This is a genomic window from Neobacillus bataviensis LMG 21833, from assembly GCF_000307875.1.
In the GTDB taxonomy this organism is placed as follows: Bacteria; Bacillota; Bacilli; order Bacillales; family Cytobacillaceae; genus Neobacillus; species Neobacillus bataviensis.
On sequence record NZ_AJLS01000043.1, the window covers coordinates 1 to 15,424 of the forward strand.

The 15,424-nt window shown below is 38.1% G+C and carries 18 protein-coding genes, 1 pseudogene and 1 riboswitch; of the genes and pseudogenes, 2 read left to right on the forward strand and 17 right to left on the reverse strand.

What is annotated here, in order from left to right; all coding sequences use genetic code 11:
• Nucleotides 1-107 precede the first annotated feature (107 nt).
• Nucleotides 108-2,027, reverse strand: a complete 1,920-nt coding sequence (locus tag BABA_RS06520; RefSeq protein WP_007084351.1) for an ABC transporter permease — start codon at nucleotides 2,025-2,027, stop codon at nucleotides 108-110.
• Nucleotides 2,014-2,781: an ABC transporter ATP-binding protein gene (locus tag BABA_RS06525; RefSeq protein ID WP_007084352.1), complete on the reverse strand. Its 768-nt coding sequence runs from the start codon at nucleotides 2,779-2,781 to the stop codon at nucleotides 2,014-2,016. Before BABA_RS06525 ends, BABA_RS06520 begins: the two co-directional genes overlap by 14 nt.
• 239 nt (nucleotides 2,782-3,020) lie before the next feature.
• Between BABA_RS06525 and BABA_RS06530 the strand changes: the two genes are divergently transcribed.
• Together BABA_RS06530 and BABA_RS06535 are read left to right on the forward strand one after the other, a co-directional pair.
• A complete protein-coding gene (locus tag BABA_RS06530) occupies nucleotides 3,021-4,187 on the forward strand; it encodes an MFS transporter (RefSeq protein ID WP_007084353.1) in 1,167 nt (388 codons plus the stop codon).
• A gap of 79 nt (nucleotides 4,188-4,266) precedes the next feature.
• Nucleotides 4,267-4,599: a hypothetical protein gene (locus tag BABA_RS06535; RefSeq protein ID WP_007084354.1), complete on the forward strand. Its 333-nt coding sequence runs from the start codon at nucleotides 4,267-4,269 to the stop codon at nucleotides 4,597-4,599.
• A gap of 48 nt (nucleotides 4,600-4,647) precedes the next feature.
• Here the strand turns inward: BABA_RS06535 and BABA_RS06540 are convergent, their stop codons facing one another.
• From BABA_RS06540 to BABA_RS06610, 15 genes and pseudogenes are all read right to left on the reverse strand, one after another.
• On the reverse strand, nucleotides 4,648-5,085 hold the full coding sequence (locus BABA_RS06540; RefSeq protein ID WP_007084355.1) for a VOC family protein: 438 nt from the start codon (nucleotides 5,083-5,085) through the stop codon (nucleotides 4,648-4,650).
• Nucleotides 5,086-5,267: 182 nt separating this feature from the next.
• On the reverse strand, nucleotides 5,268-6,335 hold the full coding sequence (locus tag BABA_RS27995) for a redoxin domain-containing protein (RefSeq protein WP_007084356.1): 1,068 nt from the start codon (nucleotides 6,333-6,335) through the stop codon (nucleotides 5,268-5,270).
• Between the two features lie 101 nt (nucleotides 6,336-6,436).
• A complete protein-coding gene (locus tag BABA_RS06550; RefSeq protein WP_007084357.1) occupies nucleotides 6,437-7,213 on the reverse strand; it encodes a sulfite exporter TauE/SafE family protein in 777 nt (258 codons plus the stop codon).
• Nucleotides 7,214-7,251: 38 nt separating this feature from the next.
• Nucleotides 7,252-7,614, reverse strand: coding sequence for a rhodanese-like domain-containing protein (locus tag BABA_RS06555; RefSeq protein WP_007084358.1), 363 nt, complete (start codon nucleotides 7,612-7,614; stop codon nucleotides 7,252-7,254).
• A gap of 256 nt (nucleotides 7,615-7,870) precedes the next feature.
• Nucleotides 7,871-8,998, reverse strand: coding sequence for an MBL fold metallo-hydrolase (locus BABA_RS06560; protein WP_007084359.1), 1,128 nt, complete (start codon nucleotides 8,996-8,998; stop codon nucleotides 7,871-7,873).
• 46 nt (nucleotides 8,999-9,044) lie between these two features.
• Nucleotides 9,045-9,614: a sulfurtransferase TusA family protein gene (locus tag BABA_RS06565; protein WP_007084360.1), complete on the reverse strand. Its 570-nt coding sequence runs from the start codon at nucleotides 9,612-9,614 to the stop codon at nucleotides 9,045-9,047.
• A 52-nt stretch (nucleotides 9,615-9,666) separates the two neighbouring features.
• Nucleotides 9,667-9,963 carry a rhodanese-like domain-containing protein gene (locus tag BABA_RS06570; RefSeq protein WP_007084361.1) on the reverse strand — a complete coding sequence of 99 codons (297 nt, stop codon included), beginning with the start codon at nucleotides 9,961-9,963 and terminating at the stop codon, nucleotides 9,667-9,669.
• Nucleotides 9,964-9,986: 23 nt separating this feature from the next.
• Nucleotides 9,987-10,466, reverse strand: coding sequence for a DsrE/DsrF/DrsH-like family protein (locus tag BABA_RS06575; RefSeq protein ID WP_007084362.1), 480 nt, complete (start codon nucleotides 10,464-10,466; stop codon nucleotides 9,987-9,989).
• A gap of 58 nt (nucleotides 10,467-10,524) precedes the next feature.
• Nucleotides 10,525-10,752, reverse strand: a complete 228-nt coding sequence (locus BABA_RS06580) for a sulfurtransferase TusA family protein (RefSeq protein ID WP_007084363.1) — start codon at nucleotides 10,750-10,752, stop codon at nucleotides 10,525-10,527.
• A gap of 79 nt (nucleotides 10,753-10,831) precedes the next feature.
• The gene (locus BABA_RS06585; protein ID WP_007084364.1) at nucleotides 10,832-11,095 is read right to left on the reverse strand and encodes a metal-sensitive transcriptional regulator; all 264 of its coding nucleotides are present in this window, start codon (nucleotides 11,093-11,095) and stop codon (nucleotides 10,832-10,834) included.
• A 167-nt stretch (nucleotides 11,096-11,262) separates the two neighbouring features.
• Nucleotides 11,263-11,628: a fluoride efflux transporter CrcB gene (gene crcB / locus BABA_RS06590; protein ID WP_040345512.1), complete on the reverse strand. Its 366-nt coding sequence runs from the start codon at nucleotides 11,626-11,628 to the stop codon at nucleotides 11,263-11,265.
• 38 nt (nucleotides 11,629-11,666) lie between these two features.
• A complete protein-coding gene (gene crcB / locus BABA_RS06595) occupies nucleotides 11,667-12,026 on the reverse strand; it encodes a fluoride efflux transporter CrcB (RefSeq protein WP_007084366.1) in 360 nt (119 codons plus the stop codon).
• A gap of 42 nt (nucleotides 12,027-12,068) precedes the next feature.
• Nucleotides 12,069-12,129, reverse strand: a riboswitch (Fluoride riboswitch).
• Between the two features lie 19 nt (nucleotides 12,130-12,148).
• The gene (map, locus tag BABA_RS06600; RefSeq protein ID WP_007084367.1) at nucleotides 12,149-12,892 is read right to left on the reverse strand and encodes a type I methionyl aminopeptidase; all 744 of its coding nucleotides are present in this window, start codon (nucleotides 12,890-12,892) and stop codon (nucleotides 12,149-12,151) included.
• 150 nt (nucleotides 12,893-13,042) lie between these two features.
• Nucleotides 13,043-14,400, reverse strand: a pseudogene (locus tag BABA_RS06605) (arsenic transporter).
• 347 nt (nucleotides 14,401-14,747) lie between these two features.
• Nucleotides 14,748-15,305: a collagen-like surface-anchored protein SclI gene (locus BABA_RS06610; RefSeq protein WP_007084370.1), complete on the reverse strand. Its 558-nt coding sequence runs from the start codon at nucleotides 15,303-15,305 to the stop codon at nucleotides 14,748-14,750.
• Between the last annotated feature and the right edge of the window lie 119 nt (nucleotides 15,306-15,424).

A 15,424-nucleotide genomic window follows, 5' to 3' on the forward strand; every position in this document is an offset into this window, starting at 1 on the left:
TCTATTGGACATTTTCATCGGGAATCCTGGAATTTTGTCCTTTAGAGCCCTTCTATTGGACATTTCCATCGGGATTCCTGGAATTTTGTCCTTTAGAACGCTTGTTTTTACGTTTCCTTGATAATTTTTAAATAGCTGGCAGTGGTTAACCAGTAATAAACCGCATAAATAAGCAAGTAGATTGCTAAACAGATGATAAACGGGACTTGCATGTTCATGTTTAGAAAATCAGCGAGGACATATAAAATGACTGATGTGTTAATTACCGCTAGCAGTAAGGGAAGGACAAAGACAAAGCCCACTTGCTGTGCAGTCGATTTTGTTATCTCTCTGTCCGGAATACCAATCTTCTTAAGAATCTTATAGCGATCCTTATCAACGGTTGCGTCAATCAGCTGTTTAAAATAAATCATACTGCCTGTTGCAAGCAAAAATACAAGTCCGAGAAATCCCCCAATAAAGATGAGCAGCCCATAGGTTTCCAGTCCATAATGATAATTTTCATAGAAACTGGCATAAATTGGCTCTTTCTCTTGATATATTAATGGTTTAACCATCTCGTTCATCTTATGATCTAACCCTTTTGCTATTTTTTCATTTGCCGTTTTATAGATATAGAGAGTTTCCTCAGGTACCCCCTCTTGGTTTAGCTCATTATACAATTCATTACTAATCACAAGCGGAAATAACATTTCTCCTTGGTTTACTAAGGAAAAACGCTTATACTCTGTTATCGTTATTTTTTCCTTAGAAGAAAGTGCCAGCTGCTTCCCTGTAAACGGGTCAGATTTACTATCAAGGTTCCCATCGTAAAAGGCTGTTGCTTCATATTTTTCTAAGGTAACCGATTCATTCATCCCTCTTAATTTCATCAATTCCTGATAGGTTTTTTCAGAGATGAACAAGGTTTGGAAAAAATCAGCCACTCGATTCAATTTTGATACATCAGGTTTTACAGCTAGATAGTCTATCTTTTTCTGATAGAGAAGATCTCCCTTGGAATTTTCCTCTATTAATGTCTGAATTTCTTGATTTACCTTGTCATCCTTCATATTGAACATGTAGCTATAAGGATTATCCCGCTTGGAAAAATGATCGATTTGATAATAAAAACTATAGGTTGTGATACAAGCCACTAGAGTTACACTGCTTAACAGGGAAATCACAGTCAAAATGAGTACATTCCCTTTTAATCGATATAAAAGATTCGTAATAGTTAGTAGGTTTTTCCCTATTAAATAAACCGAGGTATATTTTTGAGAAATTCTTAAAAAATAAGTGACCAAGGAGTTCATAAAGAAATAGGAACCTGCCACAAGGAAGCAAGTGGCCACTAGAAATCGCATGCTATTTTTCCCAAAGAAGTCGTCTGGGTTCACTAAAAGAATGTAGGCGAATCCTAAGAAAACAACGGCCAAAGTGCTTAGTACAGGCGACCCCTTTGCCACTCTGTCCCCTTTTCGTTCCGATTTAAATAGTTCTGATAGTGAAAAGCGATAGATTAACCGATAACTATGAACCGATGTAATCAAAATAATGAGCATAAAGACTACTGCCGTTTGGATCAAAGCATGCTTCGAAACGGTGAAGGACACTTGTAATGAAAATCCCATAATTTTAAATATGATCATCATAAAAAGCTTTGAGAATAACAAGCCAACGGTTATGCCAATCAGTAAGGCGATCAGTCCAATAATGATATTTTCATAAAAGAGTAATTGGCCGACTTTTTTTCGGCTCATACCAAAAAGGGCATACAGGCCAACTTCCTTTTTCCGTTTTCTTGTGAAAAAGGAGTTGGAATACCAGATAAAAATCGCTGCAAAGATCATCAATATGATTGAAGCAGCTATAAATGCTGACTCCAGCTTGCCAAGCGTTACTGTAGATGAAAGTAATTGTTCATTATATTGTAATGAAACAAATGTAAAATAGATGGCAATGCTAAAAATCATTGAATTTAAATAAATCATGTATTGCCGGAGGTTTTTCCAGATGTTTTTTCTAGCAATGCTAGACAACGTCATATTGGCCACCTCCTATGGTCGATAGGATCTTTAATATTTGTTGGAAAAGCTGTTTCCTTGTTTGCTCCCCCCTATGAATTTCTGTATATAAAGAGCCATCCTTAATGAACACCACTCGCGAACAAAAACTTGCCGCATAAGGGTCGTGCGTCACCATTAAAATCGTAACCTGCATCTCTTCATTTAGCTTATTTAGCGTTTGCAGCAAATGGTGGGCTGATTTTGAATCAAGTGCACCGGTCGGTTCGTCTGCAAACAGTATACTGGGTCTGCCAATGATTGCGCGGCAAACTGCTGTCCGTTGTTGCTGTCCGCCTGAAATTTCATACGGATATTTTTCTAATATAGCTTGGATTCCGAACCTATCCGTCAGTTCTGCTACTTTCTCTTGAATCTCATCCTTTGGTGTTTTCGTAAAGGTCAGCGGCAGCATGATATTTTCTGCTACTGTTAATGTATCAAGTAAATTATAGTCTTGAAAAATAAACCCCATCTGATCTCTACGGAATTCTCGCAATTGATCTTCCTTCATTTTTGTCAGTTCTGTACCTCCGATTCGGATTGTTCCGGATGTTATAGGTTCAATTGATGATAAAACATTCAGTAAGGAGGACTTCCCTGCACCCGATGGCCCCATAACACCGACAAATTCGCCTTTTGAAATATGGAGATCAATATCATTCAGTGCTTTGAATGTATTCCTTTTCGAGCCAAACACCTTGTTTACTCCCTTTGCTTCTAGTATCCATTCCATTATCTTTTGCCTCCGTTTCTGTTATTTCCATAGTTATACTATAAGGAATGAACAGGAACCTTTCCATAATGAATCCTTACACTTTTCGCTTCTTACCTTACAATTTCGTAAGGATGACAGATAGAAATTGGCTGCATACTATTTCCATGCTAGGAAAAAATTGATTAGAACGTCAATTTACATTATCCTATAATAAGAATGAACTATTTATTCGAATCATCTAGGGAGGTGAGAATCGGTTGCAAACAAAGTCTGCTTTACCGATTTTATTTGTCGTTATGTTTTTGGTTATGGTTGGTTTCGGGATCATTATTCCAGTTTTACCATTTTACGCTGAGGAAATTGGGGCAAATCCTACAGAACTCGGATTATTAATGGCTGTTTATTCGCTTATGCAGCTTATTTTTGCGCCCATGTGGGGCCAGGTGTCCGACCGTATCGGTCGGAAGCCGGTGATGATGATTGGAATTGCCGGTCTTGGTCTTTCCTTCTTGATCCAGGCCATGTCAACAGAGCTTTGGATGCTGTTTGCTGCAAGAATAATTGGGGGCATTCTTTCATCCGCCAATATGCCGACAGCAATGGCCTATGTCGCTGATATCACAACAGAAGAAAATCGCGGCAAAGGGATGGGAATCATTGGAGCCGCCACAGGACTAGGCTTTGTGTTTGGCCCGGCGATCGGCGGTATTTTTTCAAAAATCAGCTTAAGTACGCCTTTTTATCTTGCAAGTGGATCATCCTTTATCACATTGATTCTGGTGTTTATTCTGTTAAAGGAATCAAAACAGAAAAAAAGCCATTCATCAAAGGAAAAAACATCTATCTGGAAGGCATTTAACGGTGCTGTGTCCGTGCTATTTTTCGTCCAATTACTAATTTCGTTATCTCTTTCCGGTTTAGAGGCGACGTTTGCGTATTTTGCCGCTAAAAAGGCTGGGCTGGACGCTATACAGCTTGGTTACATTTTTATGATCATGGGCTTTGGCAGTGCGATGGTGCAAGGTGGTTTGGTCGGCAGATTAACCAAAAAGTACGGGGAAAGCTCCGTCATTCAAGGCGGGATGATTGTATCTGCGATAGGCTTCGGTTTGATACTGCTCGTACATAATTTTACGACGGCAGCTATATATTTAACAATATTCGGGCTTGGGAACGGGGTTATCCGTCCAAGTGTCTCTTCCCTGCTGACCAAGAGGTCTACCGCCGGTCATGGAAGTTCAACCGGTCTTTTATCATCCTTTGATTCATTAGGCCGTATCATCGGGCCGCCATTAGGCGGCTGGCTGTTTTCAATGGCGATAGGTCTCCCTTATATTACAGGCGTTATCATAACCATTATTGCTTTTCTCCTATTTCTTGTGTTCCGTCCACAACTGAATGCGATAAAAGCACATAATAGCTAAAAATAATTGAGGCATATGGCAGTGCAGGACATGCATAAAATGGGTACAAGATAGAATTTACTAAAGGAGCCCATGTTGCATGAGAATAAAAACGGTCACAAGTATTTCTTGCCTTTTGGTTACCTTAGGGGTTGCAGCTTATCTGGAATCCCCTTACTCCTTTTGGAATAAAAACTATGCCTATTCTGCCGACCAGCCGGTCATGGCACAACCCGTAGAGGTTGAGCAATCAAGTGATGTTCCGGAATTGGAAGAAAAGTTAGAGAAAACGGAAAGAGTCGATGGCTATATCGTAGAAACGTACGAGGAGTACGAAGTTTACAAGGACAAAGATGGGAATGTTATAAAAAGTGAGCCGACAGGTAAGACAGACAGTATCAGGTATTGGGATTACAAGAAGAAAGACCGCTAGTGGGTAGCGGTCTTTCTTCCTTTGGGATATAGATAAATTACCCTTTATTTATTTGATTTGCTCTGCCAGCTCTAAAATAATTCCCTCTGGCCCACGAACGTAGCATAGCTTATAACTATCTTCATATTGTAGTATCTCACTGGAGATTTCCGGACTTTTCTTTTTTAATTTGGCAACCACAGCTTCAATATCTTCAACAGCAAATGCAATATGCCGTATCCCTGGGGTATTTGCAAAAGGTTGCTGAATTACTCTTTCATCTGTTGGCCTATAAAATTTGATTAGCTCTATCCATGCCTGACCGTCTGGCGTCCCCAATCCCACACACGCCACCCTAACGTCATTAAGCCCAAATACCTGATCCATCAACTCTCCTTCCATTTCCCATTCTCCTTGCACCTCAAGGCCAAAATTGAGGAAAAACTCCTTAGCAGCGGAGAGATCATTTACGTTTATACCTACATGATCTATTCTTTGGATCTTCAAATCCCAACCCCCCTATGTTCCTGTTAATGTTTTGATCCATTTAATATCCATATGATTGATGAAGTGCGCCCTTTAATGGAATATATCTAGGCTGCTATTAGCTTGTATAGACGACACATAGCATCACTCCACGTTCATCCGCAAGTCTTTTCGTTTTTTGAAGTCTAGACTCCGCGAAATACTTAATCGATACTATTAATCAGCTCGTTCATCATTTCTTTATCCATTGGACCCACTATTTTCTTATGAATGATCCCATTGGCATCAATAATATAACTGGTTGGAATTGTAAAGGCTTGGTAGGTATCCCCAATTTGTCCAGAACTATCAAGTAATACAGGAAAGGTTAACCCATAATCCTTCACAAACTTTTCAACACCACTTGGATCCTTCTCGGCGGTTGTTAAGTTTACAGCAACAATTTCAACATTTTTTCTTTCTTGCTCCTGATAAAATTCCTGCATATGAGGCATCTCAGCTTTACAAGGCGGACACCAGGTAGCCCAAAGATTAAGGATGACTTTCTTCCCTTTCAGATCTGACAGTTTCATTTCTTTCCCTGATACGGTCTGCAATTGGAAATTAGGCGCTTTTTTCCCTTCTTCCACACCAATTTTCACCGTTTTATGATCAACACCTTGATTTTCTTGAACTGTTTTTTTGGCTTCGGTTGGTGACGAGGTAAAATCAAATGATAGGAAAATACTTAAAAAAGAAAATAGAATGATGGTAGAGAAGATTTTCTTTTGTGAGCCAATGCGCTGTTTAGATAATGAAAGGAATACGATTATAACAGCAAACAAGGCTAAAATGATGTGCGTCATTTTGTTATCATCATTCAGAAAAAGGAGCGCTAAAATATGATAGCAGCTTATTACAGCAAAACTAAATAGAAATCCTGATTGTAAAATGAATAAATGGGGAATAGTTAATTTTCGCGCTCGATAAAAAATGAAAATGATAGAACCAAGAATTGCCCAAAATAGTCCTATCCTTCCTCCAGTAAAATACAACAATGAGAGTGGGCTTTTCACTACTAATGTGGGTTCAAGGATGAGTAAACTTCCCTTCCAAATGAAAAATCCAATAAATAGACCGTTCGTTAATAAATCAAATATCTTTTTATGTATCCCATTTTCTTGTGTTTTCCGAAGCCATAGCTTGATTAAGATTAGCCCAAACAATATGGATAGACCAAGTAACAACCACTTTAACAAAATGGCAAAAGAACCAATTTGGATCACTTGCATATGGACCCCCTTTAAAGTGTAATAAAGTATCTTTTCGTTTATTATACCAGAAGGGGTATAATAAACGAAGGTTAATACTCCTCAATGTTTTCCCTCAAGGCTTATAATATTTCCATCCATGTTTTCACTGCGGTAGCCAAGATTAAAAGGCCCATGATCATTTGTAATACCTTTGTATTCACTAGTTTTCCGGTATTTGCTCCGATAGGGGAAGCAATTAAACTAGCTCCAACCATGATAAGTGAAGGCAGCAAGGACACCTGTCCTGTTGAGAGTTTACCTGAAACAGCTCCAATGGATGAAATAAGTGTGATCGCTAAAGAAGAGGCGATTGTCATTCTTGTCGGTATTTTTAACACGGTAAGCATGATTGGTACTAACAGGAATGCTCCTCCTGCACCGACAATCCCCGCACCTATTCCAACCATAAAGGCAAAAAACGCTGCCAGGAACTTGTTTAATTTTACTTGTTCTAGAGGAATATCATCGATTCCTTTTCTTGGGACAAACATCATGATGACAGCAAGTAAGGCCAAAACTCCATATACTATATTGATTCCGGTTTCCGGCATGTGTGTGGAGCCGAGTCCTCCAATAAAACTTCCAATCAAAATACTAATTCCCATGTAGGCAATGAGTGTTTTATTTAAAAATCCACTTTTCCGGTAAACCCAAACACCACCAATTGTCGAAAAGAACACTTGGATAGCTGTGATTCCGGAAACTTCATTTGCTGTAAAATGGGCTACACCAAGTAACGCTGGAATGTACAATAACATTGGAAAGTTGATAATTGCACCGCCAATTCCTAACATACCTGAAATAAAGGAGCCTACAAAACCGATTAGGAAGATCGTGATGATAAAACTAATATCCATAGTAACCCTCCTCCTTATTCAGAAATATTTCATTACATTTAGAACCATGCGCTCATGCCGCCTCTGACATTCGTTACGTTTGTAAAACCTAAATTTTTCAGCATCTTACTTGCCTTTTGACTTCTCATTCCACTTTGACAAATAACGACTACTTCTTTACCCTTTGATAGTTCTTTTTCTGCTTTCTGCGAAAGTTGCTGGAGAGGAATATTTTTGAAACCCCTAATATGGTTACCTTTAAACTCTACAGGTGTTCGAACATCTATAAATTGCTTATTCTTGTCATTTAAAGCCGTTTTTAAATCTGTTGTAGAAATATTCGTAACACCTTTTGTTGGAACGAAGCGCTTGATGATCAAGAGAAAAAATAGTGTAATGATTAGATAGTTTAAATATTGCATGGGTATAAACCCTCCTAATTATATCCTTTTAGGTATTACCAAAAAGATGAAAATAACTATATAAGAATCAGCTAAAAGCTTTGTAAATGAGGTAAATGGCTCCTACCAGAAACCAAACTAACGTTCCCGGTCATATGGGAATCGGTTGTTTAACCCGATTCCCATTTTCGGAAACCTTAGACTGACTAATTCCTCAGGAATTAGATGTGTGACAATCATTGGTTTGTTTTGTTTTTTTAAACATATAAAGTCCCCCTTATCGAACGGCACAACGGTTTGGTCCAATTTCCATTTCACGTTGTTGGTCGATGTCTGGATTATTTTTCCCCATATTCGTTTCACGAATTTCTTGATAGGCGTTTGGCTGCGGTGGTAAGTTTTCAGTTACCAATTTTCTAAATTCTTTTTCATCCTCAATATTAAGCCCATGGTTTTGAACAAACAACGTACCTAATTTTTCTGACACACTGCCATCATCATTTAGTTCGTCAATGATCATAAAATGAGCAGGAAGCACTATTAGCTCTTCTGACAATTCTTTGTAACGGGTATACAGAGTTTCTCTTAAATCCCCTACCCAATCTTCAGCCATCCCTGCAAGGTCTGGTCTACCAATTGAATCAATAAATATGATATCGCCTGAAAGAAGGTACATTTTATCGACTACAAATGAAGTGGATCCAATCGTATGCCCAGGTGAATATAGGGCTTCGATATTGATCGTAGTATTGCCGATTGTTACCTCATTCCCATCTTCTAATGGCTGATAAGCAAAGGTTACTTCTGTTGCATCTTTAGGAGGCAGCCAGTAGATGGCACTCGTTATTTCTGCGATTGTGCGTCCCCCGGAAATATGATCCGCATGTAGGTGTGTATCAAAGACATGGGTAATTTTCACATCAAGGCTTTTGGCAAAATCAAGATAGACGTCCGTCATCCGTGTAGCATCAATTAACGCTGCTTCCCCATTGGAAACAACCATGTAAGATAAACAGCCTTTTCCAATTCGGACAAACTGATAAATCACGCCGTCATCTTGTAAATCCCCAATTTTAACCGGTTCTAAATGTTCGCTCCATGCTTTCATTCCACCCTTTAGGTAGGAAACAGATAAACCTTCTTCAGAAAGCATCTCTGCCACCATAATAGATGAACCTTCTTTTGCACAAACCACTAATACCTCTTTTTCAGCAGGGATTTTACCGATGATTTCTTCCACACCATCTAGTAAATCAAAATAAGGAACATTTAAATAATCAAAGTTTTCGCCTTCGATTTTCCAATCTTGAAAATCTTTTTTATTACGGACATCTAGAATAAATAACTCTTCTTTATTAAAAACCTTTTTCGTTACCTCTTTTGAAGTCATTTCCTGAATAGTCATTTTTTCAATTACCCCCAATGGTATTATTTTGTATAAAAAAATATAGTTAGATTCCTGTTTTTTTACCAGTCCATTGGCTCATACCAGGTACAACGTTAATAACATGTGTGAAACCATTTTCCACTAATTTTTGAGCCGCTAGATCACTGCGATTTCCTGTACGGCAAACGACAAAAATTTCATCTTCTTTCTTTAATTCAGATAAGCGTTCTTCCAATTCACCTAATGGAATGGAAATTGCGTTAGGAATATGGTGAAAGGCATATTCCGCCGCTTCTCTCACATCAAGAACCACGATGTTTTCCTTTGCTTTAAGTTTACTTTCAAGACCTTCGTTATTGGTGACATGTGGGTACTTTTTTTCATTGATTTCATCATTAGAGGATTTTCTAAGATAATGCTTTAATACGTCCCCTTCTTCAACTGTTCCTAAAAATTGATGCCCTGTACTTTCAGCCCATGCTTTCAAATCTGCCTTGGATCCTCTATCTGTCGCTACCACCTCTAACACTTGCCCAGCCTCAAGAGTATTCATCACTTTTTTTGTTTTCACAATCGGCATGGGACAAGCTAATCCTTTCGCATCTAAAACTTCATTTACTTTTAAGTTGTTCATCGTTGACCTCCTGAATTTATACCTAGATGGGTATTATTTGGCTTAAAAAAATTTATTCCACTTTTCCTTTCCAGTCAAGCATTCCACCATCCATGTTGATTACCTTAAATCCATAGCTTTCAAGAAATTGTGCTGCACGGCCGCTTCTTCCGCCAGAACGGCAAACCATAAGATACTCTTTTGATTTATCTAATTCATGCATCCGAAACTCAACTAATCCTAAAGGGATATTGATCGCACCTGGGATTTTTCCAGCCCTTACTTCATCCACTTCACGAACATCAATAATATTTAATTTCTTTCCGTCAACTACCAATTTCTGAACCTCTTTTGCAGTTATTCGTTTCATCGTCTTATCCTCCTTTTATTGAACTAAATAAATAGGTTAACATTCCCATCCTGGGCATCTGCTAAATAGGCTGCGACTCCAGCATATTCAATATCATCTAAAAGTTCTTCTTGTTGGAGTCCTAATAAATCCATTGTCATCGTACAGGCTACTAGCTTTATATTCTGTTCCTGAGCCATTTCAATCAATTGCGGTAATGGCATAGCATTATGTTTTTTCATAATGTCTTTGATCATTTTGGGGCCGAATCCAGCAAAATTCATTTTGGAAAGTCCCATTTTATCTGCGCCTCTAGGCATCATTTTTCCAAATATCTTTTCCATAAATCCTTTTTTGACTGAAATCATCTCTTCTTTACGAAGGGCATTTAATCCCCAAAAGGTGTGAAAAATAGTTACTTCATGATCATAAGCAGCAGCACCATTTGCTATGATATAAGCTGCCATCGCTTTATCGTAATCCCCGCTAAATAATACAATTGTTGTCTTTTTAGTTTCTGTCATGATGTTTCCTCCCTGAAAATAGTACATATACCAGTATTGGTATTGTTTCCTTGTGAAATTATCCCTTTTTAATCCAAAATTTTAAAACTTCATTTTCGTCTTCGTGTTTTACTAACTCATGGCCGCCTGATTTTGCCCATGCTGCCATATCATTTTTTGCACCTTTATCCGTTGTATGAATTTCTAAAATTTGACCGGATTCAAGTTCATTCATTACCTTTTTTGTTTTGACAATTGGCATTGGACAAGCTAAACCTTTTGCATCTAATACTTTTGTTATATTCATCATTTCATTCCTCCGTTTTTTTACTGTTACCCCTATGGGTATTATAGTATTTAAAATAAAAGAGGGTGTCAACCCTTTTTTACCGACTTTTAACTAGAAGATTAACTGCTTCCTTTACCAATTCTTCCATGCTTTTTTCACCTTGGTCATTCGCTTTTTGAACACATTCCACTAAATTGGAGCTCACGATAACCCCAATGGTTCGATCAATGGCCGTTCTTGCTGCAGACAACTGGGTAATCACTTCTTTGCAGTCCTTATCTTCTTCCATCATTTTCAAAATCCCTCTTAATTGTCCTTCAATCCGTTTTACTCTATTTTTCATTTGATCATTATAGTCCATGTTTTAACCCCCTCTAACTATTTGTTTCTATTAATTAGAAATGTCATTTAACAAATCTGATGATATAAGCAAGGAAATACATTGACAAGTTATATAATATACCCGCATAGGTATAATGTCAACGTTATAAATTTATGTTTATCTTCTTCACAATTAACAAACAAAAATTAAAGTTCGTGGCCAATAACTCCGCCAATCCAGGCTAATAAAACCCCAACTACAACCGACGAGGTTATATACAATAGTGCTTTTTTAGTTTCCTTTTGTTGCAACAATTGTATTGTTTCATATCCAAAGGTGGAAAAGGTAGTAAATGCCCCGAGAAACCCGGTACCCACTAATAACCAAACCCATTCCGGAATACTCTTTTCTATATGTAATATGGCTAGTAGACCAAGTGAAAATGAACCTATAACATTGATGAACCATGTTCCAATTGGGAATGAACTAGATGTATTTCTTGATATCATTGAGCCAAGGAAATATCGTGAAATGGCACCAAATATTCCGCCAACCCCTACAAACACCATCATTTTAATCCTCCATTCGTTTTCTTTCCTTGCCCATCTGTTTATGAAGCCAATTTTACACCTAATAGGGCTAGTACTATTCCTATTATTACGCTGACCAACACATAGAATAAAGCAACAAAATATTGATGAGTTTGAATCAAATTCACTGTTTCTACTGAAAAGGTTGAAAATGTGGTAAATGCTCCGGTAAACCCTGTTCCTATGGCTAATATCAGATTGGGGTTGATCCTCCATTTTTTAGCGGTTATTGTGAAGAACCAGGCAAGAAAAAAACAGCCAATAAGGTTAATGGTCAGGGTTCCTATAGGAAAACCATTGTGTGGGGGAATTACATTGCCAATCAGGAAACGTACTATTGCACCAAAAAAACCACCTATTCCTACTGCGTAAACATTCATTTTAAGGAATCTCCTTCAACTTTCAATAAAAACAGACTCCTACCACTGGTAGGAGTCATTAATCACTAGGACGGTTATGGCGAACTCCATCGTCAATTTTTTATTTCCCTTTAAGGGAAAAACTATTGTGTTAAAATGATTGGTCCGTTTTTAGTGACAATCAGGGTGTGTTCGTATTGTGCTACAAAGCTTTTTTCAGTGACAAAAGTCCATTCATCGCCTTCAGGCTGAAAAACTTCCTCTTCCATGGTTGAGATAAATGGTTCGAAGGCGATAACCATCCCTTCCTTTAACAATCCGTTGTCCGAGGTTTCGTTATAATTATAGATATACGAAGGTGCTTCATGAATCGTCCGTCCAATACCATGTCCTGTCAGATTCATAATAACCGTTAACCCATGCTTTTTCGCAGTTTGGTGGACAACTTTACCCATACCGCTGATTCTTGAACCTGGATTTGCTTTTTTAAGCCCTGTTTCAAAAGCTTCTTTCGCAACTTCACAAATTTTCGTTAAAATCTCGTCTCCCTTGCCCACTACAATTGATATACCTGTATCAGCGAAATAACCGTTTTTGGAGCCGGAAACATCAATATTAACGAGATCCCCTTCCTGAATAACACGGTCACTAGGAATACCGTGGGCTACTTCTTCATTCACACTAATGCAAGAATACCCTGGGAAATTGTATTCCCCTTTTGGGGCTGAAGCGGCACCTGCTTTTTCAAAAAGTTCTCCAGCTAGATCATCTAGTTCTTTCGTTGTGATCCCGGGTTTCGTTCTTCGAACCAATTCATCACGAATCGATGCGCAAATTTTTCCAATTTCCTTTAAACCGTTAAAATCCTCTTCTGTTTTTGCAATCATTGCACTTTCCCCAATCTAAATAATTTGGCAAAATAATTATATCCATGTCTTAGATTGTACCTAATTCTGTCGCAAAAATCCAAGTATAGGAGAGATTTTAAAGGATAGATCATTATTTCAGCATCAACATAACATTGTGTAAAAATTATTTCACGGTACAAAAACGAGTAATAGCCATAGGTATAAGCTGATTAAAGTAAAAATCAATGTTGGCGGAATGACAAGAATCGTAACTTTCATGTATTCCACCCAGGTTATTTTTATTTTATTTTTCTTTAGTATATGCATCCAGATCAGTGTTGCCAGCGTTCCGATTGGAAGGATAAGGGAACCAATATCACTGCCGATGATATTCGCTAAATAAACGGTTTTCATAATGAGCGGGTCTAGCCCCATATCCGTCAAGGCCAGGGTCGAAATCATTAAGGCAGGGTGGTTATTAAAGATGTTTGACAAAAATGCGGTAATGATTCCCATGGTTAAGCTGGCATGTAGTAAGCTGTCATGGACTAAAGGTTTTAGATTATCTATTAAAATAGACGTTAAACCGATATTGTGTAAACCGAAAATGATCACATACATGCTGAAGGCAAAAATCAAAATATGCCATGGAATTTTCCCTATTACGTCTTTAGGATTGACCTTTAAGTAGACCCATCTCCAAAACAATAAAATCACCGATCCGCACACGGCTACAAGTGAAACCGATATTCCAATAAATGATGCGACGAATAGGCTGATTCTTACTAGGAAAACAAAGATTAGCATGTTGATCATTAGTTTCTTTTGTTGATGAAATAGGTTTTCGGAGTTTTTCTGCAATGGATGGAATGGACGGTTTTTCTGCAGTGGGATTGAGTAGGAATGGAAGCCAACTTTTGTTGGGATGTCTTTTTTAAACACTAGGTATAATAAAAAGGAAAGGAATAGTAACCCGAGTACCCCTGGTACAAACATCATTTCTGTTTGCACATAGAGATCCATTCCAATAATTTTCAAGGCTATAAGATTAACGATGTTACTTACCCCAATCGGTGCACTTGAAGCAGTAGCGATTAAGGCACCACTTAAAAGAAAAGGTATTTTTTGACAGTCCTTAAGCTTAAGATTATTTAAAATTAAAATGAGAATAGGAGTTGTAATTAATATACTGCCATCGTTATTAAAAAATAACGTCATTAAGAAGCAAAGTAGCAACGTATACCAAAATAAGCTATAACCTGACCCTTTTGACAATTTTAGCATAAGAGCTGCGGTCCAGCTGAAAAAGCCGAAACTTTCAAGTACAATGGTCATTACAATTGTAGCAATAATGGTTATGGCAGCCCCTGTAACCTTTGAACTAATATCTAATAAATCCCCCGTTGAAACACTCCCGCTTAAGAAAACGAGGACGCTCCAGCCGTGGCTGGTATGGCTTCATTCATGTTTTTTGGCCGGATAAAGATCAATGCCATCGTTATGGCAAAAGCAAAAATGGTGATGATCATCGTCGATTGATGATACATAAAAATGAATTTTCTCCCTTCAATTAGTTTCCTTCTTTTTTTCCCATCTCTTGTCCTTTGCAATATAGTACGTCCAAATTTAATGCTTGTTCTAAACGAATATCTCGTACGGTAACAAATTCAGCATTAATCAAGAAATTTTCTTATTAGATTTTTTCCTATAAAATCCAATATAGGCAAATGTCAACCATTCTATTTAGTAGGTATATGTACTACCTTTCGTGCTTTACTGGGACGAAAATGAATGATATTTCTCTACAAGATAGTAAAGCCGATACTGGTTAGGTATCGGCATTCATATTTTATAGGCATTACTATTTTTTCTTTTGAGATCATGTTCAGTTCAGTTATTTGTCACCCTTTGACCCATGACTTCCTTTAGAGCCGTGACTACCCTTGCTGCCCTTCGAACCTTTAGAACCCTTAGAGCCTTTTGAACCGTGACTACCCTTGCTGCCCTTTGAACCTTTAGAACCTTCAGAACCCTTAGATCCTTTCGACCCTTTAGAACCTGTTGAACCCTTAGACCCTTTGCTACCCTTGCTGCCTTTACTGCCTTTTGAACCATGAGAGCCCTTAGGACCATGTTTTTTCTTTTTAGCGAGTGGCCCATGAAGAGGTCCTTTTGATCCTTTGCTGCCCTTGCTGCCCTTGGATCCTTCTGACCCTTTTGATCCATGGCTGCCTTTGCTGCCCTTAGACCCTTCTGACCCTTTTGATCCATGGCTGCCTTTGCTGCCCTTAGACCCTTTACTACCGCCTTTAGAGCCTTTGCTACCTTTCGAACCTTTACTTCCCTTTTTTCCCTTTTTGCCTAGTTTGAACTCGACGGGATTATTGACCAAAAATTCCATTACCCCGTTTTCCTGTGCTTGTAATAACAGTTCTTCCATAACCATACCCATTTTCCTATTCCACCACTTTCCAAAAGTTTTATGCTCATTGTTAATTTATGGAGGAGAAGTGGAATTGGTTATAGACAAACATTTATTTTTTTATAATTAACCTAATGCCCATATACTGC

Bases quoted from the DNA above. Each gene is read 5' to 3' on its own strand.
- BABA_RS06520 (WP_007084351.1), bottom strand. From the start codon at position 2,027: ATGACGTTGTCTAGCATTGCTAGAAAAAACATCTGGAAAAACCTCCGG.
- BABA_RS06525 (WP_007084352.1), bottom strand. From the start codon at position 2,781: ATGGAATGGATACTAGAAGCAAAGGGAGTAAACAAGGTGTTTGGCTCG.
- BABA_RS06535 (WP_007084354.1), top strand. From the start codon at position 4,267: ATGAGAATAAAAACGGTCACAAGTATTTCTTGCCTTTTGGTTACCTTA.
- BABA_RS27995 (WP_007084356.1), bottom strand. From the start codon at position 6,335: ATGCAAGTGATCCAAATTGGTTCTTTTGCCATTTTGTTAAAGTGGTTG.
- BABA_RS06550 (WP_007084357.1), bottom strand. From the start codon at position 7,213: ATGGATATTAGTTTTATCATCACGATCTTCCTAATCGGTTTTGTAGGC.
- BABA_RS06555 (WP_007084358.1), bottom strand. From the start codon at position 7,614: ATGCAATATTTAAACTATCTAATCATTACACTATTTTTTCTCTTGATC.
- BABA_RS06560 (WP_007084359.1), bottom strand. From the start codon at position 8,998: ATGACTATTCAGGAAATGACTTCAAAAGAGGTAACGAAAAAGGTTTTT.
- BABA_RS06565 (WP_007084360.1), bottom strand. From the start codon at position 9,614: ATGAACAACTTAAAAGTAAATGAAGTTTTAGATGCGAAAGGATTAGCT.
- BABA_RS06570 (WP_007084361.1), bottom strand. From the start codon at position 9,963: ATGAAACGAATAACTGCAAAAGAGGTTCAGAAATTGGTAGTTGACGGA.
- BABA_RS06575 (WP_007084362.1), bottom strand. From the start codon at position 10,466: ATGACAGAAACTAAAAAGACAACAATTGTATTATTTAGCGGGGATTAC.
- BABA_RS06580 (WP_007084363.1), bottom strand. From the start codon at position 10,752: ATGAATATAACAAAAGTATTAGATGCAAAAGGTTTAGCTTGTCCAATG.
- BABA_RS06585 (WP_007084364.1), bottom strand. From the start codon at position 11,095: ATGGACTATAATGATCAAATGAAAAATAGAGTAAAACGGATTGAAGGA.
- crcB (WP_040345512.1), bottom strand. From the start codon at position 11,628: ATGATGGTGTTTGTAGGGGTTGGCGGAATATTTGGTGCCATTTCACGA.
- crcB (WP_007084366.1), bottom strand. From the start codon at position 12,026: ATGAATGTTTACGCAGTAGGAATAGGTGGTTTTTTTGGTGCAATAGTA.
- map (WP_007084367.1), bottom strand. From the start codon at position 12,892: ATGATTGCAAAAACAGAAGAGGATTTTAACGGTTTAAAGGAAATTGGA.
- BABA_RS06610 (WP_007084370.1), bottom strand. From the start codon at position 15,305: ATGGGTATGGTTATGGAAGAACTGTTATTACAAGCACAGGAAAACGGG.